The organism is Psychroserpens burtonensis DSM 12212 (genome assembly GCF_000425305.1).
GTDB classification, from domain to species: domain Bacteria; phylum Bacteroidota; class Bacteroidia; order Flavobacteriales; family Flavobacteriaceae; genus Psychroserpens; species Psychroserpens burtonensis.
Genome location: NZ_AUDE01000022.1, coordinates 43,018 through 69,109, shown reverse-complemented (window position 1 = coordinate 69,109; position 26,092 = coordinate 43,018). Strand labels below are relative to the sequence as shown.

Annotated in this window: 21 protein-coding genes and 1 tRNA gene; 6 read left to right on the top strand and 16 right to left on the bottom strand. The window is 33.2% G+C overall.

Annotated elements, in window-relative coordinates; genetic code table 11:
• Window positions 1-4: 4 nt before the first annotated feature.
• From H593_RS0110620 to H593_RS0110600, 5 genes are read right to left on the bottom strand one after another with little or no spacing between them, the layout of a single operon-like run.
• On the bottom strand, window positions 5-1,156 hold the full coding sequence (locus H593_RS0110620) for a glycosyltransferase family protein (protein WP_028872435.1): 1,152 nt from the start codon (window positions 1,154-1,156) through the stop codon (window positions 5-7).
• On the bottom strand, window positions 1,153-2,010 hold the full coding sequence (murB, locus tag H593_RS0110615; RefSeq protein ID WP_028872434.1) for a UDP-N-acetylmuramate dehydrogenase: 858 nt from the start codon (window positions 2,008-2,010) through the stop codon (window positions 1,153-1,155). Before murB ends, H593_RS0110620 begins: the two co-directional genes overlap by 4 nt.
• A gap of 1 nt (window position 2,011) precedes the next feature.
• Window positions 2,012-3,304, bottom strand: a complete 1,293-nt coding sequence (locus H593_RS0110610) for a flippase (protein ID WP_028872433.1) — start codon at window positions 3,302-3,304, stop codon at window positions 2,012-2,014.
• 3 nt (window positions 3,305-3,307) lie between these two features.
• A complete protein-coding gene (locus H593_RS0110605; protein WP_028872432.1) occupies window positions 3,308-4,222 on the bottom strand; it encodes a hypothetical protein in 915 nt (304 codons plus the stop codon).
• A gap of 9 nt (window positions 4,223-4,231) precedes the next feature.
• On the bottom strand, window positions 4,232-5,470 hold the full coding sequence (locus tag H593_RS0110600; RefSeq protein ID WP_028872431.1) for a UDP-N-acetylglucosamine 1-carboxyvinyltransferase: 1,239 nt from the start codon (window positions 5,468-5,470) through the stop codon (window positions 4,232-4,234).
• A 300-nt stretch (window positions 5,471-5,770) separates the two neighbouring features.
• Here H593_RS0110600 and H593_RS0110595 point away from each other — a divergent pair, with 300 nt between their 5' ends.
• From H593_RS0110595 to H593_RS0110570, 6 genes are all read left to right on the top strand, one after another.
• Window positions 5,771-9,319: a T9SS type A sorting domain-containing protein gene (locus H593_RS0110595; protein WP_028872430.1), complete on the top strand. Its 3,549-nt coding sequence runs from the start codon at window positions 5,771-5,773 to the stop codon at window positions 9,317-9,319.
• 371 nt (window positions 9,320-9,690) lie between these two features.
• Window positions 9,691-9,852 (top strand): hypothetical protein, encoded by a 162-nt coding sequence (locus tag H593_RS20990; protein WP_169338358.1) that lies wholly within the window; start codon window positions 9,691-9,693, stop codon window positions 9,850-9,852.
• Window positions 9,853-9,866: 14 nt separating this feature from the next.
• Complete coding sequence (locus H593_RS0110585) at window positions 9,867-11,000, top strand: phosphoenolpyruvate carboxykinase (ATP) (RefSeq protein ID WP_028872429.1); 1,134 nt, start codon at window positions 9,867-9,869, stop codon at window positions 10,998-11,000.
• Window positions 11,001-11,042: 42 nt separating this feature from the next.
• Window positions 11,043-12,107: a nucleotidyltransferase family protein gene (locus tag H593_RS0110580; RefSeq protein WP_084142308.1), complete on the top strand. Its 1,065-nt coding sequence runs from the start codon at window positions 11,043-11,045 to the stop codon at window positions 12,105-12,107.
• A gap of 80 nt (window positions 12,108-12,187) precedes the next feature.
• Complete coding sequence (locus tag H593_RS0110575; RefSeq protein WP_028872427.1) at window positions 12,188-12,772, top strand: hypothetical protein; 585 nt, start codon at window positions 12,188-12,190, stop codon at window positions 12,770-12,772.
• Between the two features lie 129 nt (window positions 12,773-12,901).
• Window positions 12,902-13,825: a LysR family transcriptional regulator gene (locus tag H593_RS0110570; protein ID WP_028872426.1), complete on the top strand. Its 924-nt coding sequence runs from the start codon at window positions 12,902-12,904 to the stop codon at window positions 13,823-13,825.
• 3 nt (window positions 13,826-13,828) lie between these two features.
• Here H593_RS0110570 and H593_RS0110565 read toward each other — a convergent pair whose 3' ends face one another.
• From H593_RS0110565 to mraY, 11 genes are all read right to left on the bottom strand, one after another.
• A complete protein-coding gene (locus tag H593_RS0110565) occupies window positions 13,829-14,716 on the bottom strand; it encodes a zinc-dependent peptidase (RefSeq protein ID WP_051229701.1) in 888 nt (295 codons plus the stop codon).
• A gap of 204 nt (window positions 14,717-14,920) precedes the next feature.
• Window positions 14,921-14,994, bottom strand: a tRNA-Arg gene (locus H593_RS0110560).
• Between the two features lie 66 nt (window positions 14,995-15,060).
• Window positions 15,061-15,507, bottom strand: a complete 447-nt coding sequence (locus H593_RS0110555; protein ID WP_028872424.1) for a GatB/YqeY domain-containing protein — start codon at window positions 15,505-15,507, stop codon at window positions 15,061-15,063.
• 149 nt (window positions 15,508-15,656) lie between these two features.
• On the bottom strand, window positions 15,657-17,591 hold the full coding sequence (gene ftsZ, locus H593_RS0110550) for a cell division protein FtsZ (RefSeq protein WP_028872423.1): 1,935 nt from the start codon (window positions 17,589-17,591) through the stop codon (window positions 15,657-15,659).
• A 109-nt stretch (window positions 17,592-17,700) separates the two neighbouring features.
• Complete coding sequence (gene ftsA / locus H593_RS0110545; protein WP_028872422.1) at window positions 17,701-19,035, bottom strand: cell division protein FtsA; 1,335 nt, start codon at window positions 19,033-19,035, stop codon at window positions 17,701-17,703.
• Between the two features lie 4 nt (window positions 19,036-19,039).
• Entirely contained in the window at window positions 19,040-19,759 is a 720-nt protein-coding gene (locus tag H593_RS0110540; RefSeq protein WP_028872421.1) for a cell division protein FtsQ/DivIB, read from the bottom strand.
• Complete coding sequence (gene murC, locus H593_RS0110535; RefSeq protein ID WP_028872420.1) at window positions 19,749-21,101, bottom strand: UDP-N-acetylmuramate--L-alanine ligase; 1,353 nt, start codon at window positions 21,099-21,101, stop codon at window positions 19,749-19,751. Before murC ends, H593_RS0110540 begins: the two co-directional genes overlap by 11 nt.
• Window positions 21,102-22,196, bottom strand: a complete 1,095-nt coding sequence (murG, locus tag H593_RS0110530) for an undecaprenyldiphospho-muramoylpentapeptide beta-N-acetylglucosaminyltransferase (RefSeq protein WP_028872419.1) — start codon at window positions 22,194-22,196, stop codon at window positions 21,102-21,104.
• A complete protein-coding gene (locus H593_RS0110525; protein WP_028872418.1) occupies window positions 22,196-23,389 on the bottom strand; it encodes an FtsW/RodA/SpoVE family cell cycle protein in 1,194 nt (397 codons plus the stop codon). The genes murG and H593_RS0110525 overlap by 1 nt, the downstream gene beginning before the upstream one ends.
• Before the next feature lie 126 nt (window positions 23,390-23,515).
• Window positions 23,516-24,847, bottom strand: a complete 1,332-nt coding sequence (gene murD / locus H593_RS0110520) for a UDP-N-acetylmuramoyl-L-alanine--D-glutamate ligase (protein ID WP_028872417.1) — start codon at window positions 24,845-24,847, stop codon at window positions 23,516-23,518.
• A complete protein-coding gene (gene mraY, locus H593_RS0110515; RefSeq protein WP_028872416.1) occupies window positions 24,848-26,089 on the bottom strand; it encodes a phospho-N-acetylmuramoyl-pentapeptide-transferase in 1,242 nt (413 codons plus the stop codon).
• Window positions 26,090-26,092: the final 3 nt, after the last annotated feature.

The window sequence follows — 26,092 nt, the reverse complement described above, 5'->3', positions numbered from 1 at the left end:
GTAACTATTTTAAAACAAATGTTTTAATAGCGTATAATATATTTACGAAAGTATCTATTAGATTTGAGTTTTTAGGCACGTCTTGATTTAAATATAAACTTTTATAAACATCAGCTCCTTTTTCAATATTAAAACACGATTCAAACCATGGTTTAGATGCGATATGTTTATTGTTTTTAAGGTGATAGTAAATAGCTTCTAAGTTATTTACTTCGTCAAAATTAGCGACTTGAGTTCTAGGCGAAAAATTTGTTGAGAAAATAGCATCAAAATTATTGTCTGTAACTAGCAATGGATAATCAGAACCTCTATAGGGAACCAATAACATTTTATTAAGACTAGAAGCTTCCATAAAGTTACGACCTGTTCCAATAATAACATCTCCAATTTCTAATAATTCACTTGCGTTATGAGTAAAAGCGTCAGATGTGTCAATAATCACATCATTTTTTAATTGTTTAGATTTAATATCATCTAAAATTGAGTTATAAATATCATCACTTTGAATGGTTCCAATAACAATAAGTCTAACATTTAGGCCTTTAGATTTCAACCAACCAACTAGGTTAATTGCTTGAATGATTGATTTATGATAATGCTTTCCTATTCTAGCAATTCGCAATAAAGACGTTTCTGTTTTTCCGTAGGTATTATAAAACGATTCTACTCTAGACTTATCTATGTTAACTGGCTTTACCCTATTTGGAATCAAAGCCAAATTTGTAGTCTCATATTGTGTATTCATTTCAAAATATGCTTTATTTTCTTTGCTGAATAAGACGAGTTGACTTGGTATAGGAAAATATTTTTTAGGATTTGGACCACCACATTTATTTAGAAAAGACGATTGCTTTCTTCCCTTTGAAAACAATCTGCTAAATGCAAACGACTCAACATCAAACGCATGAATAGCATCTGGCTCTAGCTGTTTGATTAGTTTTTTAATCTTGGTGAATGTTATAATGAAATTATAACCATTAAACCCTACGAAAGAATAATCATAATTAACTTTATCTAAAACATCTGAAGGCTTAAAACCAATATTAATAACATGCACCTTTTGAGTGGCTCCAATAGCATTTGCAATCGTATTTAAACTATGAAAATGACCTCCTTTTCCGTGTCCAACAGTGGTTATAACGTAAATGATTCTCATATAATACGTTGTTCTACTTCTAGGTTAATATCAAATCGTTCTTTTACTTTCTTTTGAATATGCTTAATTAATGATAAGATGTCATCTCCGGTAGCTTTATTGATATTAACAATAAAGCCACTATGTTTTTCAGAAACTTGTGCACCACCAATAGTGTGTCCTTTTAAACCGAGTTCATCTAACATTGGGCCCACAAATTTCCCTGGAGGCCTCTTAAAAACACTACCACTATTTGGGTGTTCTCTTGGCTGTTTAGACCAACGCCTTTCTTTAGACTCATCCATTATTTTTCTAATGGTTACCGGATTACCCGTAGTTAACTGAAACCAAGCCTTCAAAATAATTTTATCCTTTTGTTTTTGGAATAAGCTATTGCGATATTCAAATTCGAGATCTTCATTATACTTTTCCTTAACCAACATATCGCTAAGGTCTAGATAACGTACTTTATTAAGGATGTTTTTAGTTTCACCTTCCTTAGTGCCAGCATTCATTACTACCGCACCTCCAACAGAACTTGGAATATCATAAAAAAATTCGACTCCTGTTAAGCTATGTTCTTCTGCAGTTTCACTAACCTTAAAAATTGTTGCTCCAGCTTCTGCATTGATAATATTTGTTGCTTTATTAACTTCAATAGTATCGAAATTTCCATTGAAAATCAAGAAACAGGCATCATAGTAAGTTTCAGATAAAATAAGATTGTGTCCACTTCCGAGTAGAATAAAGGTTTTCTTTGACTTATATAATTCTACAACATCCTCCTCGTTTTCTGGAAAATAAGCTGTTTTACATTTAGATTTAAGTCTATATGAATTGTAATTCGTAAGGTCAAAGTCCTTGTAAACTCTCATGTTAAGATTTTAATTTTTTAAGGAGTTGAACAATGGGTTGAAAATCGGTTTTTTTGTACCTAAACATATCTTTAATTTTCATATTTGTCACTAAACTATAAAAATGAAAAAAGAGAAGGATTGCTACACAATAACTAACGGAGGATGCAAAAGCGGCACCAATAGCTCCATATTTTGGAATAAGAAATATATTAAGAGTAATGTTAACGATTAGTCCTGGTATCATGGCTTTCATAGAAATCCAAGGTTTTCCTTTACCTGCTAAATCTTGATTTAAGATTTTGAAAAGAGAAAGAAACAAGACACCAAAAAGTAAAAATTTTAGAACTGAAGAACTCTCCCTATATTCTTCACCAAACATAAGTACAATTATAAAATCTGAAAGCAAAAATAAAATTAGAGCCAAAAATAGTATTACTACAGAAGCTACTCTCAAAAGTTGACATACCTTTTTTGAAAATTCAATATCGTTTTTAGCAATTGCGCTTCTGGTAAACACAATAGTATTTAACATCCAAGGGATTTGTAATAAATAATTACCTACAGAATAACCTTTTGAATAAATTCCTGTTTCATAATCTGTGCTTAACCAATCTAAAATAATCACATCTAATTTAGCATTTAAACTAATAAACAAAAGTGCAACTGCATATACACTTCCTAGCTTTATCATTGGGATTATAACCTTCCAATTGAATTTTAAGCTAAATGAATTAATAAACTTATTTTTGAAAAGCAATAACAATGAGATAAACATTGGACCTCCTATCAATGCTATAAGGTACCCTTTAACATCAAGAGTATATAGTGATACAAAAACAATAGTTAAGACTAAGACGATGAGAGGAGGAATCCAATTGACTTTATTGAATTCCTTTATTTGATTTTTACCTAAAAAGACACCTGAGTTATAGGTGTTAAATAATGCAAATGGTATTGGAATTAGAGCTAAATAAACTAGTGTTTTGTTTTCACTAGATTTACTTAATTCAGTCATTAAAAAATAACAAACTAAAACACTAAATATAGTAGTGAAGAACCATATTTGAGTAATTGCCTTTTTAATTTGATTTTCACTAAAAATTTCTTTACCCAAAAAATAGGTGGTAGATTGTCTTACTCCTAGAGACCCAATTGCCATGAATAAAGAAGGATAGACCATTAACGCAGCTATTATACCATTTTTTTCAGGACCTAAAACCCTAGCTATAATTATAGAGGTTATAAGCCCAAAAATTATAATAGCAAATTTTGAAACACCAACACTAAAAACATCTTTAATAAAACCTATCATTGTTTAGGTCGCTTTTCGAATTAAATAATTATTTTCTTCAATCTTAAGCTCTTTAAATTGCTTTTTTAAATTGTAGTTAGATTCTTTAATGTCTTCTATACTCAATTCATCAGTTAAAAAGAATTTTCTTTTTCTTAAAAACTCAAAATTCAGTTTTACAAGAAATTTCCTAATGGCCTTGTGAAATATTATATGAAAAAGCAAAAACGGTTCTTTAGGACTTTTAGTTAGCTTATTGAAAAACCTCATAATAGGAACATTACCACTTTTAAGAGATGAATTAACTCTAATATCTTTTTTTGGTAAAAACTCATAATTCGACACCTCATTTTTAACAAAAGAATCTATTTCCTGTAATATTCCTTGCTTATTATTTATAAACTCTTCATATAGCAAAACCTTAATTCTGCTTTGCCCTAATTTAAATTTAAGATAATTGAGATACTTGTCATATTTTAGGTAATCTATATTAAAAAATAGAGGATACCGCTTATAACTAATAAAGCTACTAAAATTAGCTATGCCACCTGTTTTAACATATTGCTTATACAAACTATGGAGTAACGATTGTTGATTTCTAATAAACATCAGTACATGAAGAGAATCCCCAAATACATTAATCAATCTATCGATATTCCGTTTTCTATCTAACACTCCCATAAACGGATTACCGTAGAATTCTTCATCGGACAAGATAACACGATCACGTGACTCAGAGTTACTTACAATAGAATTAAAAATATCAAGAGCCTTTTCAGATTGAAAAGCAAAATCATCAGTATGTAAAATATAACTTTTAAATTCTAACAAATTAGATCTATCAATAAACAATATTTGATTTTTGTATTCTGAAAAAAATTCTTTTTGCAGAAAAGAAGATCCTGTTTTATGTACCCCTAAGTGTAAGTAAACTTTCATATAATAACATTAAATCTCAACTCCTAAGCCTTTCAATTTACCATGTAAATTTTCGTAACCACGCCCGATTTGCCATGAGTCTTCAATTTCGGTGACACCATCAGCGGTCATACCAGCTAACAACAGCGCGATTCCTGCTCTTAGATCTAAGGCTTTTACTTTAGCTCCTTTAAGCGAATTTCCGCCGTGAATTTTTAAAAGTCCACCAGCAATTTCATACTTCACACCCATTTTTGCTAATTCTTCAGCATAACCATAGCGTCCAGGAAATCTTAAATCGATAATACGAGATTCACCTTTTGATGTTGCTCCGTAAACGGCAAACAAGGGTTGCATATCTGAATTAATTCCCGGATAAGGCCCAGTACTTATATCAATTGGATATGCTTCACCTCCTCTAACAATAAGGGAGTTTTCACCTCTATAAAATTGCATTCCACTCTCTCTTAAATGTACTAAAGGAACTTCTAAATGTTCAAAAGGAAAATCTAAAATCTCAACATCGCCTTGAGTTACAACAGCACCAATCGCCCAAGTTAACGCTTCCATATTATCCGAAATAACTTGATGCTTAACACCTCCTAAAGACTCAACGCCTTCAACAATAATACATTTTTGACCATAGACTTTAATATTAGCTCCCATTTTATTGAGCATAGTAACTAGGTCAATAATCTCTGGCCTGATATGTGGATTCCAAATTATTGAAGTACCAATAGCTAATGAAGCACATAAAATAGCATTTTCTGTTGCTCCTGTAGACCTCATAGGTAAATGAATCTCACATCCTGTTAATCTACCTTCACTTTTAGTGCACAAATAACCATCTTCCTCCCAAACTTTTGCTCCAAATTTTTCTAAAAGCATAATATGTAGATCATACTTTCTATCACCTAAGGGACATCCACCAGGAAGCGGCACTTTACCATTTCCAAATCGTGTAGTTAACGACCCTAAAATTAAAAGTGAATTTCTAATAGAGCGCTCATCCCATAGTAACTCCGGATTTAATTTGCTTTCGGTGATTTTTAAATATCTCTCACCTTCAACACAGGTCTTACCCATTTGATTAAGCATTTTAATATGCACCTGCATATCTAAAAGTCCATTAGGCGAATTTAAAATCTCAACCGCTCCATTGGTAAGAACTGAAGCTGTCAAGAGTTTAAGCGCACTGTTTTTTGCACCACTTAATCTTACTTGCCCATTAAGTTGGGATTTACTTATTTTAAGAGTCTCTTTATTCATCAATAGGACATTGATTACAATGTGCTTTTTTTGTTAAGTAATCGTGTTAATCTTGAGGCAAATATATTCCAAATATAATTGAGTTTCTAACGAAAATAGAACTATTTGGCGCTCAAATTATACGGATATTAATTATAATATGTAAGAAAAAAACTTCTTCTAAGTGAATTCCTCTACAAAAACAAATAATTAATTTTTCCCACACATATCTTTTACTATCTTTGAACGTTTTCCTCAATCTACTGAATAACTGGTTTAAAGATTAAATAAAAGCATAGTAGAACTAAAATTATTAAAGTTATGAAAAACAACTACTTAGTATTATTAGCATTTTTCTTTTTTGCTATTGGATTCAGTCAATCCACCCTTGTTACAATTGATAGAGCTAATGTTATTGGACCAACAGCAACAGGAAACGATCCTTCAATTTCATCGGTAGGAATTATTAGAGGTGCAGGAGTAATACAACATACAGGAAGCTCAAATTTTTCAACCAGAAACTGGGATGAGGCAAGTCTAGCTAATGCTGAGGCCAATAATGAATATTTACAATGGTCAGTTACCTCTAATGCCAGTAATGATATAGAAATTACAGAATTAGACCTTAAATTAAGAAGAAGCACTTCAGGGCCAGTCAATTGGCAGTTATTTTACAGTTTAGATAATTTTGCTACTACTGGCATAGCCGTTAATGCTTTACAAAGCGCTTCAACAACTACGACTATTTATAACTTTAACAGTCTTAACATAAATTCCGGTATTTCCGGAACAATCACTTTTAGAATTTATGCTTGGGGATCAACAACTAGTTCAGGATGGTTTCGAGTAATAGGCGAAACTGCTTGGTCTGATTTTGGGATTAGCAATCCTGGCATTCGATTACTCGGAAATATTACCACTACAACTCCTAACAGCACAGAATCAAATATAGTCTCTAGTAATTTTGACCCTACGGATAACATCAACTATATCGAGAACAATGCAACATCAGGACTAACTACGTCTAATTCAATACAAATAGGTGAATTTCTTATTCAAGATGGTGGAAATGACTTATTAGATTCAGATGCTTTAGGTACAGCACTTACAGACTTATCATTTACCGTTAATAATTTTGAATATATTGCTGCATTAGCCCTATTTGATGGTACAACAAATATAGGTGAGATTAACTCTGTTTCGGGTAATATAGATTTTAGTGCTATAAATTCAGGTAGTGGATTGATTGCACTAGATGATAATTCTAAAGCTTTTGCGGTCTATGCAACATTCAAAAATATTGTAAATGATAATCAACAAATCGAGCTCATTATTAATACCGCTGTTGCTGATGCAGTTTCTGGCTCTACTTTTACTGCATTCGATGCCGGTGGTGCATCAACACCAATATTTGGTGATGATAACAGAATTGAAGTTATCGTCAGTGCATTAACGTTTGACCAACAGCCCACGAATTCATTTCAATTTGAAATCATGACCCCTTTTCCAACAGTTTTGGCTGTTGATGATAATGGTAGCCACGATTTAGATTATAACAGTGATTTCTCTGTTATAGCAGCTGGTTCTTTAGAGCCATCCATAATTGAATATACAATGATTAACGGTTTTGCAACATTGAATACCATTATATTTTCTGAACAGGAAACCGAAACAACACTTTTAACGTTTGGAGGAGGTCTAATATCAGCCATAAGTAATCCATTTGATATTGATGGTCCATTAATCACCATTGCAATCCAAGATTTTGATGGCTCTTTACCAGAATGGACTTATGCAACCGATGTACCGACATTTGATAATGGTTGGGGAATAGATGGTTATTTTGGTGTTATTGACATCGTAAACGCTTCACCACTTGATAATAATTTATTCTCAAATAATATTTTAGGTGAAAATGATTTGAATGACGAAGGAAACGGAACAAGTGGTTTTGCAACCATAACATTTGTTAACGTTGACGTAAGCAGCTTTGAAAATGTTGGAGTTAGTTTCGAATGGGATGTCGAAAATTTCACTAATAACAGTGATGATGTACGTTATAATTTAGTACTAGATGGAATACCTCAAGCTAGCATCCTTTTATTTGATGGTAATGGTCCTGTAGAGTCTGATGAAGGCATTGTTCGCTTAGACATCCCGGATGGAACTACCACTGTTGGGTTACAGTTAAGTATAAGGGATAACGGTGTTACACACTTCTCTGGATTTGATAACTTCAAATTAACAAGCGCGTTTGACGGCTTACTCTATGTAGATAACGGTTGGTCTCCAAATGCTCCGTCTAACACAACAGGAAGCGACAATGCGTATGTTCTTGATGGCACCTATAATATAGGCACCAACATTCAAGTCAATAATTTATATGTTGATGAAGCTGCGACAACAATAGTCTCATTTGGACAGTCTATAAAAGCTAACACAGGTATCGTCAATTTTGGTGTCATTGAATTAAACTCAGCGTCTACAAGTTACTCTAGTTTGATTTCTAATAACGTAAGAGGTGAAGTCATTTATAATCGCCATGTCAACCAATTAGCCGATACAGGTTCTTCTACAGGTAAGAACGATTTAATTGCAGCACCTGTTACAAATACCAATCAAACATTTTTAGAATTTAGAACTGCTAATCCAGATGTACCATCAGGAACAATTGATGGTGTATCTTCGTTCTTGTTTGGCCCTTTTGATAAAGACACCAATGATTATATCAATTACACAACCGCAGACGACGGTTCTCTTATTGAAGCAGGAATTGGATATAGAACAGCCTCTACGGCAGCAACAGGATCTGCATTTAGATTTGTTGGTAATGTAGAAACCACAACCAAATTAGTCCCAATAGCGGTAGGCACTGGAACTGATTTCAATTTAATTGGTAATCCTTACCCTTCCTATATTAAGCTTTCAGACTTCTTATCAGATAATAACAGTGAATTTAGCGCTTCAAATTCTGGCGTTTATGGCTATGATGGCTCAGCAACAGACGGATTTACAATTTGGAATCAAGCCTATTCTGATGCTAATCCATCAGCATTGATTGCACCAGGCCAAGGATTTTTGGTAACTTCCAAAGTTGGGGGCGGTACCATTATTTTTGATGCTGCATCCCGTTCTATCGGAACTACAGATGACTTTGTTGTAGGACGAGTTAGCGAGGTCGATCTGGCACATGTGAAACTTGAAATGACTAGTGATACTGATGCATTTAGAACCGATATTTATTTCAATAATAATGCAACATTGAGTATGGATGCTGGTTACGACTCTGGAATGTTCCAAGGTCAAGCACCAGAGTTTGCCATATTTTCGCACTTAGTCACTGATAACTCAGGCTTAGATTTAGCAGTTCAATCTGTTAATTACACTGCTTTAAACACTGTCGTTATTCCTTTAGGAGTTAATGCTAATCAAGGCGAACAACTAACAATAGGTATTTTAGAAATGGATATACCAGAAGGTATTGAGGTGTATTTGGAAGACACGTTAACGAATACGTTTACATTATTAAATACTTCGGAATATGTTTTCACTCCAAGTACGAACTTATTAGGAACAGGACGTTTCTTCTTAAGGTTTACTGCAGATGCTTTATCAACTTCAGAAAACAACTTTGAAACTATTCAAATTTACACAACGAAAACGCCTAAGATCTTATTTATAAAAGGAGCACTTGAGAACAATACCACAGTTGAAATTTATGATATTCAAGGTCGAATGATCTTAAACTCTAAATTAGATACTTCACGCAATTCTAATCAAATTGATATCTCAGGATTTACATCTGGTATTTATGTTGTTAAATTAAATAATGGACTGCAACAAAAATCTAAAAAAGTGATTATCAAATAACAATACCGTATTACAAATTATTTAAAAACGTATTCTTTACAGAATACGTTTTTTTATTATTGACTTAAAAGAACACAGTTAATAGCCTATTTATACATTGTAAATACAGCACGAATACTCATCAAAAATTCAAAGCATAAGGTTATTACCAGTCCAAATAAATTAACTTTTAACTTCTATTTTAATGGTATTATTAAAAAAAACTGGCAACCATGTCTCACCTAAGTAGTTAGGTATATAATTAAATTTTCGAATAATAGCTAATAATTAGCTCCATAGCCAATTATTACAAGATTTCTAATCAAAATTAAACAGATAACATTTTTAAATTCTAAATTTTTACTTACTTTTGAACCCTATATTTTTATATAATGAAAAGAAATAGTCCTCAAGATCAAATCACTCGTAAAGAAGCCATGAAAAAGATGGGTAAGTACGCTGCACTTACTGCAATGGGTACGTTTCTTATTCTAAACCCACAGAAAGCACAAGCTACTTCACCTGTTGATCCAGGAGGAAATCCATTTGATTAATCACATCTTTTATTTTGAAAACGAATTTAGCGCCTAAGCACGTTCGTAATATTAACGACACTTTTCTCCTTTGGTTTAAAGCCTCTAATAGATATGTTATAGTGTCTAGTAGTGTATGGACACTAATTGGTATCTATATTAAAGAAGACACCCAAAATTCATTTGTTGATGAGTTAAAGACCTCTCTGCAAATTGAAGATTCAAAATGTCAAGATCTTTTTGATGACATTTCGAGTTTCCTTATAGATTCAAACACACATACACACACAAAAACAGAACCTCTCAACCGTATTATTATACCCAAAGTAAATTGTGTAACGTTTTATAAATTTAAAACTACGGTAATAAAAGTGAATTTTGAAACGCCCTTAATACAGAGTATCATTCATCCTCAGATAGCGCATCATCAAACAGCTGTCACGCCCAACACCTTTAAAGAGTTTCATATCTTTAAAAACAAAGATTACCTCTATTTATTTAGGAATAACACCTATTTAAATCATTATAAAACTAAAGATTTACATCTCCTACAAGGCCGTTTTGCTTTAGAATTAACCAATGCTATTCATAAAACAATCATTGATAATTGGGTTGCTACTTTTCATGCTTCAACCATAGCCAATAGCAAAGAATCAATTATGATTATTGGAGATTCTGGCAATGGAAAAAGCACATTATCCGCTCTATTGATGGCCGATGGTTTCGATTTATTAGCAGACGATTTCACACCTATGTATGAGGATATGAATTTATATCGATATCCTAGTGCAATCTCAATTAAGACAGGTGCCTTTAGCCTTTTAGAATCAAAAATACCGGGTTTTCATTCCTTAAGAACACATACTAATGGTCCTAAAAAAGTGAACCTCAAGTATGTCCCTCAAAATCAAAGATTAGATCATAAGACCTCTAATTTCGATTGTAAGACGATTGTTTATGTAAAGTTTGACGAGAACAAAAGGTCTGAATTAAATCCAATTTCCGTAGAAAACATATTACAAACCTTGATTCCAGACTCATGGATTTCTCCAAATGAAAAACATGCGCTTAAATTTATGAATTGGCTTAGTGATATAACATGCTATGAGTTATCTTACAGTAATAATAATTTTGCTATTCGTAAATTTAAAGAACTATTTGATCACTAACTTACTATTTGATTCAATAGACATCGTATTTAAACTAAACATTTGCCATCAATAAAAAACACATATAAAGAGACACTGCGGCTTATCGCTGATATTTTAAGTTTTAAAAATTCTATAGAAGGGTTAAAACTTAAATTATCGTCTTCCACAATAGATTGGGACCAGTTTGTAACTATCGCTAGTAACCATTTAGTATTGCCTGCATGTTATTGCAGGTTGTCTCAAAAGGAATTACTCATATATCTTCCCAAAGACTTAGTCATATACCTCAAAGAGATTACTCATATTAACAGAAACCGGAATCATAGTTTGATGACGCAAGTAACTCACATAACCGATATTTTTAACAAAAATAATATTAATTACACGCTATTAAAAGGAACCGCTTTGTTAGCTGGAAACTATTTTGAAGATCCAGGAGAACGTATGGTTGGAGATATTGATATTTTGGTAGAGCTCAATGAGGTCAACAAGTCTTATGGTATTCTTTTGAAAGAAGGATATACTGATATAGAACAAACCTTAGGTTCAAAATATTTTGAGCATAAACACTTACCACGATTAATTCCTCTAAAATTTATTGGAGCAGTTGAAGTTCATAGAAAAGTATTAATACAGCCATATAAAGGTATATTGAACGCAGAAGAAATTTTAAATAGCAAAAAGAATGTAAAAAACATATCTATTCCTAATCGACAACATCTTCTAGAGCATTCTATTTTAAATTTTCAGGTAAACGATTTTGGGTACTTTTATAATTCAATGAGCCTACGTTCGCTGTATGACACTATGATAATTATGAAAACTTTAACGACAACTGACACGGGGTTTCTTAAGCTTCCTTTTGTTAAAAGCTATATAGCCATTGGTCATCTTTTCTTTAGTGATTTTAACGACGTATCATCAAACACATTTAGGTCTCAACTTTTTTTGAAAAGAATGAATAATAAATTTTTAAAAAAAATAACTGATATTCTGTTAAAAAAATCAATGCTCATCAAATTGATATGTCATCGATCCTTCTTTTTTGTCAAGAATAAAAATTATAGAATAGATATAATAAAAGACTACAGACGGATTTTATCTCTTTTAAAGTCAAAATTTTAGTATAAAAACGATAACTTTGACGTTATATTTGTAATATAATTAACCAAAAGTATATCTTTGGGCGAAAGCATAATAACAATATGAAAAAGATAGTTTTAATTATAGTATTAGTCTCGCTTTTTAGTTTTGATAGTTATTCTCAAAGGTTATCAAAATCACAATTTAGAGATATTGCCTCTTGGACTGTAAGTGTTGGTGTCAATGCTGTAGGTAGTTTAGGAACTCAAAATCCTTTCAAAAGAGTAGATCAGTTTGAATTTAGCCAACCTCTTGCTTTGGCTGCTCAGTATAGATGGAGTAGATATTTTGCTATAGAACAAGACATTACTTTAAACAAGTTTAATACCTCATCAAGAATTGATGATGGTGTATTACCACAAGAATTTACTTATTTCTCTACAAATACGTATTTCAAATATTACTTTGATGAGGAGATTTTTCGAAATGCGCCTTGGTTAGACCTTTATGTAGGTAGTGGTTTAGGGATTTTCACTGTAGACGAGCTCAATGGATCTGCTAATTTTGTTTTGGGAGGTATCTATTGGATAAATTCGGACATAGGTGTTAGCTTACAAGGTGTCGGTAAATTTGCATTCAATCATAAAGATGAAAGGTATGGTAACAATCACTTTCAATATATGCTTTATGCAGTTTTTAAACTGTAAGCAAAAAAGTCATTAATAATTATAAAACCCAAATACCAAATTAGTATTTGGGTTTGTTTTTTTACATAAACTAAACTCAAAATCATATATTTTTATTTATATTTATTTAATCATTCATAAATATAAATAATGCATTACACATTACATCAATTAGATATTTTTTATAAAGTAGCCAAGCTCAAAAGCGTTACTAAAGCTTCAGAAGAATTATTCCTCACTCAACCCGCTGTATCCATACAGTTAAAAAAATTTCAAGATCAGTTTGATATTCCACTATTTGAAGTTGTTGGACGAAAAATATACATCACTGAGTTTGGAGAAGAAATAGCACTCGCTGCCGAGAATATTCTAAGCGAAGTAAATGCTATCAATTATAAAGCATTATCATTTCAAGGTGAGTTGGCGGGAAAACTAAAAATAGCGATCGTTTCAACCGCTAAATATGTAATGCCATACTTATTAACCGATTTTATAAACAACCACAAAGGTGTAGATTTAAGTATGGATGTTACCAATAAATCTGAAGTTGTAAAATCATTAGAAAACAACTTAGTTGATCTCGCTATGGTCTCTGTATTGCCAAAACACCTAAAAATAGTAAGTATTCCTCTTATGGAAAACAAACTCTATCTTGTTGTTGGAAAACAATATGAACATACTGGAGAAAAAGTGTCTCAAGCAGTCTTTGAAGAAATCCCCCTTATATATAGAGAACAAGGGTCTGCGACACGAGAACAAATGGAAAATTTCATAACCTCACACAAAATATCTACCTATAAAAAAATGGAGTTAGAATCTAATGAAGCATTAAAACAAGCCGTAATTGCTGGTTTAGGGTTTTCAATTATGCCACTCATCGGAATTAAAAACGAACTCAATAATGGCGACTTACAGATCATCCCAATGAAAGGTCTGCCTCTGATTACGAATTGGAATTTAATCTGGTTAAAATCAAAAAACCTATCTTCCATTGCAAAACACTTTGTAGAGCACATTAATGAATCAAAAGCAAAAATCACAGAAACGCATTTTAATTGGCTCAACAATTACTAAGCACTAATAACCCGAAAAATTAAAACCTAACATGGTTTTAACTTTACTATAAATACTTGGGAATTCTGTTTTAAAAAGCTGAGGAGACTCGATAAAGGTCTCAATAATGACAGATAAAAATTCAAACTGATTTGTAAAAGCATATGCCCTTAAAAAGTTAGACTGAACTAATTTAGTCTTCAATTCTGGCTTATTATCAAGCATATTAGTTAGTTCTACAAAAGTATCTAAAAATATAGCAGCACTTGTACTGCGACGTCTCACACCCATATAATAAAAATGAATGGCATGTGTCAACTCATGTATTGCTAAATTCAAATTATCATCCTGTATTTCATAGCCATGTAAAACATCTTCCCACGAAAACACCAACGCTTTTAAGCCTAAGTTAAATTCTCCTTTATGATACGCTTCATTAGTTCGCGAATAAAATTCTTTTGGATAAAAGATAATGCGCTCAACAGACTTAATATTATAATCTCTCAGTCCAAAAGTTAATTTCACCAATGTAGCCGATATTATAACTCTCATCTCCTCAGTAACCTCAACATTATTGCCTAGAAACTCTCTTCTATTTATAAATTGATGTACGCGATGCTCAAAATAAGATTGATACTTTAGCGATAGTTTTTGATAGAATTTAAAATTCTGTCTTAATATAGCTTTCTGACTTTTTGTGAGTTTTCTTTTTCTAAAATACACATGATTTACAAATAACTTTTTGTTGAAATACTCTACATAGGCCATTTCAAAAAAATACAACAAGCGCCATATAAAAAAAATGAGCATTAAAAAAGCACCAAATATTAAAAAATAATTGGCAATCACGTCCTCTCTTTCTGCGAATTTGTCACTTTGAATTAATAAAAGTATTTGAAAACCTACGGACATTAAATTGCTTTAAAATTTGTTTTTATTTTTCTTCGGAAATTTCAAACCCACTCTATTGGTCTCAATTAGTTGATTTATTATTACAAACATTTTATAGTGCTGCAATTAGTAAAGCCTCCTCAATGCTCTGCTTTAATAATCAAAAAACCTAAGTTTATAAATTCAAGCAAGCTCGATTTAACACTTAGGTTTCTAATTAATTCGTGACCACGAAGGGACTCAAACCCCCAACCGTCAGAGCCGAAATCTGATGCGCTATTCAGTTGCGCCACGTGGCCAATTCAACATTACTAATTTTATTTCACTACTCAAATTTATACTTATTCGAATAAGCATCTCACTATCTAAGACAGCTTTGCTTTCACAATATTAGAAATCGTTTTACCATCTGCTTGTCCTGCAAGTTCCTTATTTACGATTCCCATCACTTTACCCATATCTTTCATACCTACTGCACCTAATTGATCAATAGTCATTACAACTACTTTTTCAATCTCCTCCTCACTAAGAGCTTCTGGTAAAAACTGACTGATAACTTCTGCTTGATCAATTTCTGGCAATGCTAAATCTTTTCGATCCTGTTCTAAATATATCGCGGCACTATCCTTACGTTGCTTAACCAACTTTGATAAAATATTAATTTCTTGCTCTTCTGTTAATTCTCCTGCTTCACCAGATGTTTGAATGAGTAATATCTCAGATTTTACTGCGCGTAATGCAGCTAAAGCTGTTTGATCCTTCGCTTTCATCGCTGTCTTCATAGCAGCCATTATTTCAATTTGTAAACTCATAATATATTCTATTTAATTGAAAAGCGAAGATACTAAAATTGACCATATAATATTATGCTAATATTTCCGAAGAAAAGATAAAAAACCCGAAAAATATATTTCAATTTTTCGGGTCTAACAAAGTGTGACACACTACACTAAATTTGCTACTAATCTACGTTGTCGTGTAAAAATGAATTATTACTTCTTAATTGAATATCATCGTTTTCATCACTGGAAACAGATGTTCTAGAAGCGTTGGTTTCTGATGAATGCTGAGCATCATCTAAATTCACACCTTGCCTTTTATATGCAGGTTCTTTTTCAATTTCATCAATCTTGGCAGTATTAAACTTGTAATTGAAATCTTTCATCTTACGACGTCTCTCGTCTGCTCTATCTTTTAATAATTCTGAAATTGGACTATTCATAGGGTCAATCTCGTCAACTACTTGCGCATCTTTAACTTTAGATTCAATCGTCTTCTTTTCAAAAACGACTTCCTCTTCAACCTCTGGCTGCGTTTTAATTTTCGTTTTATTCATTGCAGATTCATAAGTCATAAAATCATCTAAAGCATAGCGCTTCTCTCCTTCTTCGTTAGCCTCTGTAACAGGAATTACTTCAATATGTTCTTTTACTTCTAAATCTCTTACGTCATCTTCTAGAGTAAAAATAGTTTTATCCTCTTCTATTTCTTCTTCTACCTCGCCTTCCGAAGCACCAAAAGATAAAGGTAAATCAAAAGTGAGTGTGATTTGTTCTTCTTCTACCTCCTCAACAATCGCTTCTTTAACCTCTTGTATAGACGTTATAATAAACTCTTCTTCTCTCACTTTATGATCTAAAACTTCGTCATAAACAATATTGATATTTTTAATGATGTCTGTTGTTTTGATTAAATCTGTTTCTAAGTTATTCACGACAACATTACTAACATCTTCATCATCAACCAAGGTATGTATGACAACCTCGGGAGTTTTAATCGCTTCTTTTTCAAGAATGATATCTGGTGTTATAATTGCAGGACTACTTTCTTTAACATGAACATCATCATGTCTATCCTCCTCTAAAGCATGAATAACTTTCTTTTGTTCGGTATTAGAAATTTCATGCTGTTGATCTAAATCAAAACCAGTAGCAATTATAGTTACAGAAATTGATTCTTGTAAAGATTCATCTTCACCAACACCCATGATAATATTAGCGCCATGACCTGCTTCATTTTGAATATGGTCATTGATTTCTCCAATCTCATCAATAGTAATTTCTTGAGAACCAGAAACGATAAGCAACAACACGTTTTTAGCTCCAGTAATTTTATTATCATTTAATAATGGTGAATCTAAAGCCTGCATAATCGCTTCTTGTGCTCTGGATTTACCAGACGACGTTGACGACCCCATAATTGCGGTGCCACTATTACTCAATACAGTCTTAGCATCGCGTAAATCAATGTTTTGTGTATAGTGATGGGTAATAACCTCGGCTATCCCTCGAGATGCCGTAGCTAATACTTCATCAGCTTTAGAAAACCCAGCTTTAAAACCTAGATTTCCATAAACTTCACGCAGTTTATTATTATTAATTACGACCAAAGAATCAACATGTGAACGCAGTATATCAATACCTTTGGCAGCTTGTTCGTTTCTTGTTTTTCCTTCAAACAGAAATGGCATCGTTACAATACCAACAGTTAAAATATCTAATTCTTTAGCTAGTTTAGCGATAACTGGCGCAGCTCCTGTTCCAGTTCCTCCACCCATTCCTGCAGTGATAAATACCATCTTTGTATTAGCACCTAGCATGCGACGTAAATCTTCTATACTCTCTACTGCTGCTTGTTCTCCTACTTCTGGATTTGCTCCTGCTCCTAAACCTTCAGTTAAATTGACTCCTAATTGGATTTTGTTTGGAACACCGCTATTATGCAGTGCTTGTGCATCTGTATTACATATCACGAAGTCAACTCCTTTAATCCCTTGTAAAAACATGTGATTAATGGCGTTGCTTCCTCCGCCTCCTACTCCAATCACTTTGATCACGTTAGATTGGTTTTTTGGTAAATCAAATGCTATGTTGCCTAACTCATTGTTGTTGCTCATAAACCTACTTTTTTATATTTGCATGGACAAGTCGCGACTTATCCTATGTTTTTCTTTTTATCTCTCAACTCTATATAACGGATAAGTCTCGACTTATCCCCACACCATGTTATTCTGCGTTATCTAAAAAATCTTTAACACGCTCTGTTAACTTGTCTAAAAATGATTTTCGTTCTTTTCTTGGCGGTTCTATAACCTCTTCTTCTTGTGATATATTTTCTTCGGAATGTTCAACTGCCACATTAGACATTTCCTCTACCTCTTTCTCAATACGTCTGCGCTCTTGACGTTTTAATCCGTCCATTACTAATCCAACTGCAGTGGCATACAACGGACTTGCAATATCATCATCACTGCCTCCTGCCAAATGCTCATTGGGATACCCAATTCTGGTATCCATTCCTGTAATGTATTCCACTAACTGTTTTAAATGTTTTAATTGAGCACCACCACCTGTTAATACAATACCAGCAATTAACTTTTTCTTTTGCTCCTCGTGACCGTAATTTTTTATTTCTACGTAAACTTGCTCAACAATTTCTACGACACGAGCATGAATGATTTTAGAGAGATTTTTTAAGGTAATCTCTTTTGGTTCACGACCACGCAATCCAGGGATAGAGACAATCTCATTATCTTTATTTTCTCCTGGCCATGCAGAACCAAATTTTATTTTCAATAATTCCGCTTGCTTTTCAATGATTGAGCAACCTTCTTTGATGTCTTCTGTAACAACATTCCCTCCAAAAGGAATCACAGCTGTATGACGAATAATACCATCTTTAAATACTGCTAAATCTGTTGTACCACCTCCTATATCAATCAAAGCGACACCTGCTTCTTTTTCTTCTTGGCTTAACACTGCATTTGCAGATGCCAAAGGCTCTAATGTAATCCCTTCTAGTTCTAAACCAGAACTTTTTACACAGCGACCAATATTCCTTATGGAGGATACTTGACCAACAACGACATGAAAATTAGCTTCCAATCGTCCACCATACATTCCAATGGGCTCTTTGATTTCACCTTGACCATCAATTTTATATTCTTGTGGTAAAACGTGAATTATTTCTTCGCCTGGAAGCATTACTAATTTGTGAACCTGATTAATTAAACGATCAATATCCTCTTCATCAATAACCACCTCAGAATTTGCTCTGGTGATGTAATCACTATGCTGTAAACTTCTAATATGCTGACCTGCGATACCGACAGTTACGTCTTCAATTTTAAGTCCTGCTTCTGCTTCTGCTTCTTGAACAGCCTGCTGAATAGATTGAATAGTTTGCGTAATATTATTAACCACACCTCGATGCACACCCAAACTCTTGGATTTACCAATCCCTAAAATTTCGGCTTTGCCATATTCATTCTTACGACCAATCATAGCCACTATTTTTGTGGTTCCGATATCAAGTCCTACTGAAATTTTATTATTCTCCATCATCTTACTTTTTGGTGCAAATCACTTGCTTATCAAACTTTAAATTCACTAGCTTATAATTTTCTAGTGTGTTATCTTTCATTGCCTTCTTATAGAAAGCTTTTAAATTATTAATCTTCTTATCTAATAATTTCAATGTCCCTAAATGGATATTAAAATCATGGCTTCTAAATTTCAAATCAATAGTTTTATCCCGATTTTGATGAATCACTACAACGTGTTTCGTCAAAAAGTCATCACCTTGAATTTTTCTAGCAACAGCATGAACATTTGCTAAATCATTTTTTTCAATTAATCCAGTAATGAGCGGCACGCGTGCAGTATAATTTGTTGATAAAGGCATAAAACCACCTGTTTCATCAATGTAATACGAAGCATTTGTGCTTACTCTTGCTATAGGTTTTTTTTGTTCAATTTCAGCAGTGATCGCACCATCAACACTCATAAACACTTGTGCTTGCTTAATCATTGGATTAGAGTTTAGGGCAGACTCCAATCGATTCAAATCTATAATATCTTTAGGCTTGTTGGTAACACTCTCTTGATTTTGTATTAACAATTTACTAACAGTCTCATGAGTCACAAAAAGATTGTCGTCTCCAACAAATTTTATCTCTGGGGTTTTCACTGTTCTCGTTGCATTTCTCACTGAAGAAAACGCATATAAAAACACCACTAACACTAGTAGTAATACCACTTTTATATAACCATAATTAACTCGCATAACTCAATGCTTTTTTAATATGCTTAACTTCTTCACCAATATCGCCTGCTCCAATAGTCAAAATTACCGTAGCATCGCTATTTTTTATAGTGCTAACTAATTCTGTTTTTTGAACTAATTTTTTGTTTTTATTTTCAATTTTTTCTAATAACCACTGAGATGTCACACCTTCAATTGGCAATTCTCTCGCTGGATAAATATCCAAGAGTAGTACTTCATCAAAATTCGATAAACTTTTAGCAAAATCATCTATAAAATCCTTTGTTCTACTAAATAAATGTGGCTGAAAAACAGCTAACACTTTTTTATCTGGATACATTTCTCTTACAGCTTGATGTACCGCATTAATTTCTTCTGGATGATGTGCATAATCATCAATATAAACTAACTGATCTGTTTTAATCTGGTACGTAAATCTGCGTTTCACACCTTTATAAGATGCTAAAGCTTTGGCGAGCTGAGGCTGAGGGAGGCCATATTCTACAGACATCGCCAAGGCTATTAATGCATTAGACAGATTATGTCTACCAGGTAGGTTAAATTTGAAATTTTCTAGTAGCACATTTGGCGTTTTCACATCAAACTCATAGCTACCATTTACTATTTTTATATTTTCTGCGGAATAATCTGAATCATCTTCTATCCCATAAGTAATGCCTGTGATTGGCAATCCGTTTTTGACGAACAGTTTTCCGTTTGGTTTTATTTTTTTTGAAAAATCTTCAAAAGATTTTGCTAGCTCCGAAGCATCTCCATAAATATCTAAATGATCTGCATCCATAGACGTAATACAAGCAAAATCTGGGGACAAGGTTAAGAAGGACCGATCAAACTCATCAGCTTCCACAACGGTAACATCTGTTCCGTTGAGGATTAAATTAGAGTTATAATTCTCACTAATCCCGCCTAAAAAGGCAGTAACCTCAACATTACATTCATTTAATAAATGGCCCAAAATACTTGTTGTTGTTGTTTTTCCGTGGGTACCAGCAACCGCCATACAAAACGTTTGTCTTGTAATTTCTCCTAATACCTGAGAACGCTTCATCACATGAAAACCATTAGAATTAAAGTAATGTAGTTCACTATGTGATTTCGGTATTGCAGGCGTATAAATAACTTGCGTCGTTTTTATGTCTAAAAACCTAGCGTCAATCTCTTTAATATCATCTTCAAAATGAATACAAACACCTAAATCTTCTAAGGCATCTGTAATTTCAGTTTTGGTTTTATCATAACCTCCCACAGTTAATCCTTTAGCGACGAAATAGCGAGCTAAGGCAGACATACCGATACCTCCTATACCTATAAAATAAATGCTATTTGCTTCCTCTAAATTCATTTATTGCTTTAATAATTTTTCAACTTGGTCTGCGATGTCTTTTGTTGCATTTACTAATGCTAATTGTTTTATATTTTTACTCAATTCCACTCTTTTTTCTAAAGAAGACATCAACGCATCAAACTCAACTTCAAATTGGACATCTAATTCACTTTCTTTAATTAAAATAGCTGCATTTTTATCTGAAATAGCTCTCGCATTCTTAGTTTGATGATCTTCTGCCACATTTGGTGACGGAATAAACACCACCGGCTTTCCAACCACACATAGTTCTGAAACCGAACTCGCTCCAGCTCTCGATATAATAATATCTGCTGCTGCATAAGCCATATCCATGTTATTTAAAAAAGCGTGAACTTGTATGTTTTCTAGCGCATTGTACTGCTTATATTGTTGATAATAAAGCTTTCCACATTGCCAAATCACTTGTATATTTTGCGACTCAAAATACTCTAGTTTTTCTTCTATCAATTGATTCACACGTCTAGCTCCTAAACTTCCGCCTAAAACTAGAAGCGTATGCTTACTATGAATTAAGGTAAACGCATCCTTACCTTCAATATGTTTATGGGCCATATCTAATAAATCTTTACGAATTGGATTACCCGTTAAAATGATTTTTTCCTTTGGAAAAAAAGCCTCTAAACCTTCATAAGCAACACAAATTTTATCCACTTGACTAGATAACAACTTATTTGTGATTCCTGGATAAGAATTTTGCTCTTGAATTAAACTAGGAATTCCTTTCGATATCGCAGATTTCAATAATGGACCGCTCGCAAAGCCACCAGTTCCAATAACCACATCTGGCTGAAACGTATTAAGAATTTTACGGGATTTAAGTAAACTTGACATCAACTTAAACGGAAACGCTAAGTTTCTCAACGTTAGCTTTCGTTGAATTCCCGAAATCCAAAGGCCCTCAATTTCATAACCTGCTTGAGGCACTTTTTCCATTTCCATTCGATCTGAAGCACCAACAAATAAAAATTCCGCATCGGGAAAGCGCGATTTCAATTCGTCTGCAATAGCAATCGCAGGATAAATATGTCCTCCTGTTCCTCCTCCTGATAATATGATTTTATAGTTACTCATTAGATAGTTTCACTTAAAATTTCTAACGGATTATCCTCGTTAATTTCTTGACCTTTTATTTGCTCTCGTTTTGCACTCACACTTAAGATGATTCCAATAGCCAAACAAGTCATCCAAATAGATGTTCCTCCGCTACTTATAAGTGGTAACGTTTGACCAGTAACAGGGAACAACTCCACAGCAACTGCCATATTTATTAAAGCTTGAAATATAATAGGTAAACCAACACCTAACACTAATAATTTCCCAAAAACAGTATCTGCTTTTTGTGATACAATCACAATCCTAAATAACAACCAAGAATATAATAGTAACAAGAACAAGCCTCCAATTAGACCATACTCTTCAATAATAATTGCAAAAATAAAATCTGATGATGATTGTGGTAATATATTTTTTTGTGTGCTTTTCCCTGGTCCTTTGCCTGTTATTTCTCCCGAAGCAATAGCTATTTTAGCGTTTTCAATTTGATAGTCTGCTTCGGTATCTTCTCCATTTACGAAATTTTCAATTCTACTAGTCCATGTATCTACACGGTTATCCATCGCATCTGGAAATGCCTTTGCTATAAGAATAAATAAAGCTAGTGCCAAGATTCCAATACCCACAATAATAGCTAGATATTTAATAGGATAACCACCTATAAAGGTCAACATCATGACCATAAAAAACACAATGGCTGTCGTAGAAAAATTAGCTGGTAAAATTAAGATTAACACAAAAAACACAGGAGCCCATAATGGCAATAATGTCTCAACAAACGTGACTTTCTTATCTTGTATTTTTGATAAATATCGCGCTACATAAACCATCAAAACAACGGCTGCCAACGTGGATGTTTGAAACGACATCCCAACAAACGGAATTTGAATCCAACGACTCGCATTTGCACCATCAATTGTGGTTCCTTGAAGCATCGTGACAACTAATAAGACAATAACTATTGGAATCATCACCATTGACAACCCTCTAAAATATCGATATGGAATTTTATGTACGCCATATATAATCGCAAACCCTAACACCAGATGCATTAAGTGCTTTACAAAAAAACTAAAAGTACTCCCAACACCTCCAACATAAGCCAAATTACTGGCAGCACTGTACACAGGAAGGAATGAGAAAATCGCCAACAAGGCAGCAATTGCCCAAATTAATCGATCTCCTTTTATGTTATTGAATAGTGTTTGCACGTTTTCACACTTGGTTTTAATCGTTATTCTATTATTTATAGAGAAGCGAAGGATCTCATATTTTTAAAATTCAATTAGAGTCTTCCGTTGTTCCGATAGTTATCGGAACTCGTTCTCAATGACATTTTATAAATTCCTAACAGCATCTTTAAATTGACGACCTCTATCTTCATAGTTTTCGAATAAATCAAAACTAGCACATGCCGGCGATAACAATACACTATCTCCCGCTTCAGCCACTTTATAAGCTATTTTAACGGCTTCACTCATAAACTCGGTTTCAATAATGATATCGACCATACCACCAAAATTATCCATCAATTTTTTATTATCTGTACCTAAACAAATAATCGCCTTAACTTTTTCATTTACAAACTGAAACAGCTCTTGGTAATTATTGCCCTTATCAACACCTCCAACAATCCAAACCGTAGGAGCATCCATTGTCTCTAATGCAAAATACGTAGCGTTAACATTAGTCGCTTTTGAGTCATTGATATACTGTACTTTATTAATTTTAAGTACATTTTCCAAACGGTGCTCAACACCTTGAAAGTTTTCTAAACTCTCACGTATGGTTTGCTTTCTAATTTTTAATAAATGTGCTACTGTTGACGCAGCCATTGCATTTTTAATATTGTGTTTACCTTCTAATGCTAAATTTTTTGTTGGCATAATTATCTGGTTGTTATCTATTGTTATTTTTATATTCTCGTTATCTAAATACGCGCCATTTCCAAAAGTCTTTGTCAATGAAAATGGTAATAATATTGCTTGAACAGGATGCTTTTCTAACCAATCTAAAATGACCTCATCATCACCATCATAAATGAAGTAATCCTCCTTTGTTTGATTTTCTACAATCCTAAATTTTGAGGCGATATATTTCTCAAACTGATATTCATATCTATCTAAATGGTCTGGTGTGATATTCGTTAAAACCGCTATATGTGGTTTAAAGTCAATAATATCATCCAATTGAAAACTACTAATCTCTAAAACATAGTTTTTGTAATCATGTTCTAAAATTTGCTTAGCAAAACTATCTCCAATATTTCCTGCTAATCCAACATTCAACTCTTGTTTTAATAAGTGATGAGTTAGCGTTGCAGTTGTTGTTTTACCATTACTTCCTGTGATTCCCACAAGGGTTGCATTAGTGAATTTTGCTGCAAATTCAATTTCAGATACCACAGGTACTCCTTTTTTTATAAGCCGTTGAATTAAATCAACTTGATTGGGAATGCCTGGGCTTTTCATGACAATATCTGCATTTAGAATACGGTCTTCAGAATGCACTCCATCCTCAAATTCAATCTCATTATGTATAAGAACTTGTTTGTACTTGTCTTTTATAATTCCCTTATCTGAAACAAAAACATCGCATCCTTTTGCTTTCCCTAAAAGTGCAGTTCCGACTCCACTTTCTCCTCCTCCTAGAACTACCAAACGTTTCATCTATCTAATTTTCAATGTCACAATTGATATAATGGCTAGTAAGATTCCAACAATCCAAAATCGAGTAACTATTTTACTTTCGTGATATCCCGACTTTTGATAATGATGGTGTAAAGGCGACATTTTAAAAATGCGTTTCCCTTCTCCATGTTTTTTTCTTGTGTATTTGAAATAACTCACCTGCATCACTACGGATAAGTTTTCAGCTAAAAATATGCCACACAGTACTGGAATAAGCCATTCTTTTCGAACTGCAATAGCGATAACCGCTATGATTCCTCCGATAGTTAAACTTCCTGTATCTCCCATAAAAACTTGAGCTGGATAAGCATTATACCACAAAAATCCAATCAAAGCTCCTACGAAAGCAGCAATATAAATAGTGATTTCTTCAACTCTAGGTATGTACATAATATCCAAGTAATCAGAGAAAATGATGTTACCAGAAACCCAAGCAAAAATCCCTAAAGTGAACACAATAATGGCAGAAGTCCCAGCTGCCAACCCATCTATTCCATCAGTGAGATTAGCACCATTTGAAACCGCCGTAATAATAAATATGGACGCTAGAATAAAAATGATCCAAGCATATTTTGATAAACCTGGACTCATCCAAGTAATTAAATCTGCATAGTCAAACTCATTCCCTTTTAAAAACGGAATCGTTGTCTTTGTTGATTTAGCTTCTTCTTCAAATAACTTTGAAGGTGATATATTTGGGTTCTCAGCCAACAGCGCATTTTGCTGTTCTTGAGGTAGTTTTTCTTTCACAGTGACATCCTCATGAAAGTACATTGTAGCACCGACAATAATCCCCAAACCTACTTGACCTAGAACCTTGAAACGTCCTTTTAATCCTTCTTTATTGTTCTTGAATTTTTTGATATAATCATCAATAAATCCAATTGTACCCATCCAAATTGTTGTTACAATTAGAAGGATGATATAAATATTTTCAAGTTTCGCTAATAATAATACCGGAATTAAAGTTGCTAAAATGATGATGATTCCACCCATTGTAGGTGTTCCAGCTTTTTCAACTTGGCCTTCAAGTCCGAGATCCCGAATGGTTTCTCCAACTTGTTGCTTTTGAAGAAAGCCAATAATACGCTTCCCAAAAATCGTAGAAATTAATAAGGATAAAATAATAGCAATAGCAGCTCTAAAAGTTAAAAAACCAAAAAGAGATGCTCCAGGAAACTGAAACTGTTGTTCTAAATAATCGAATAAGTAGTATAACATTGG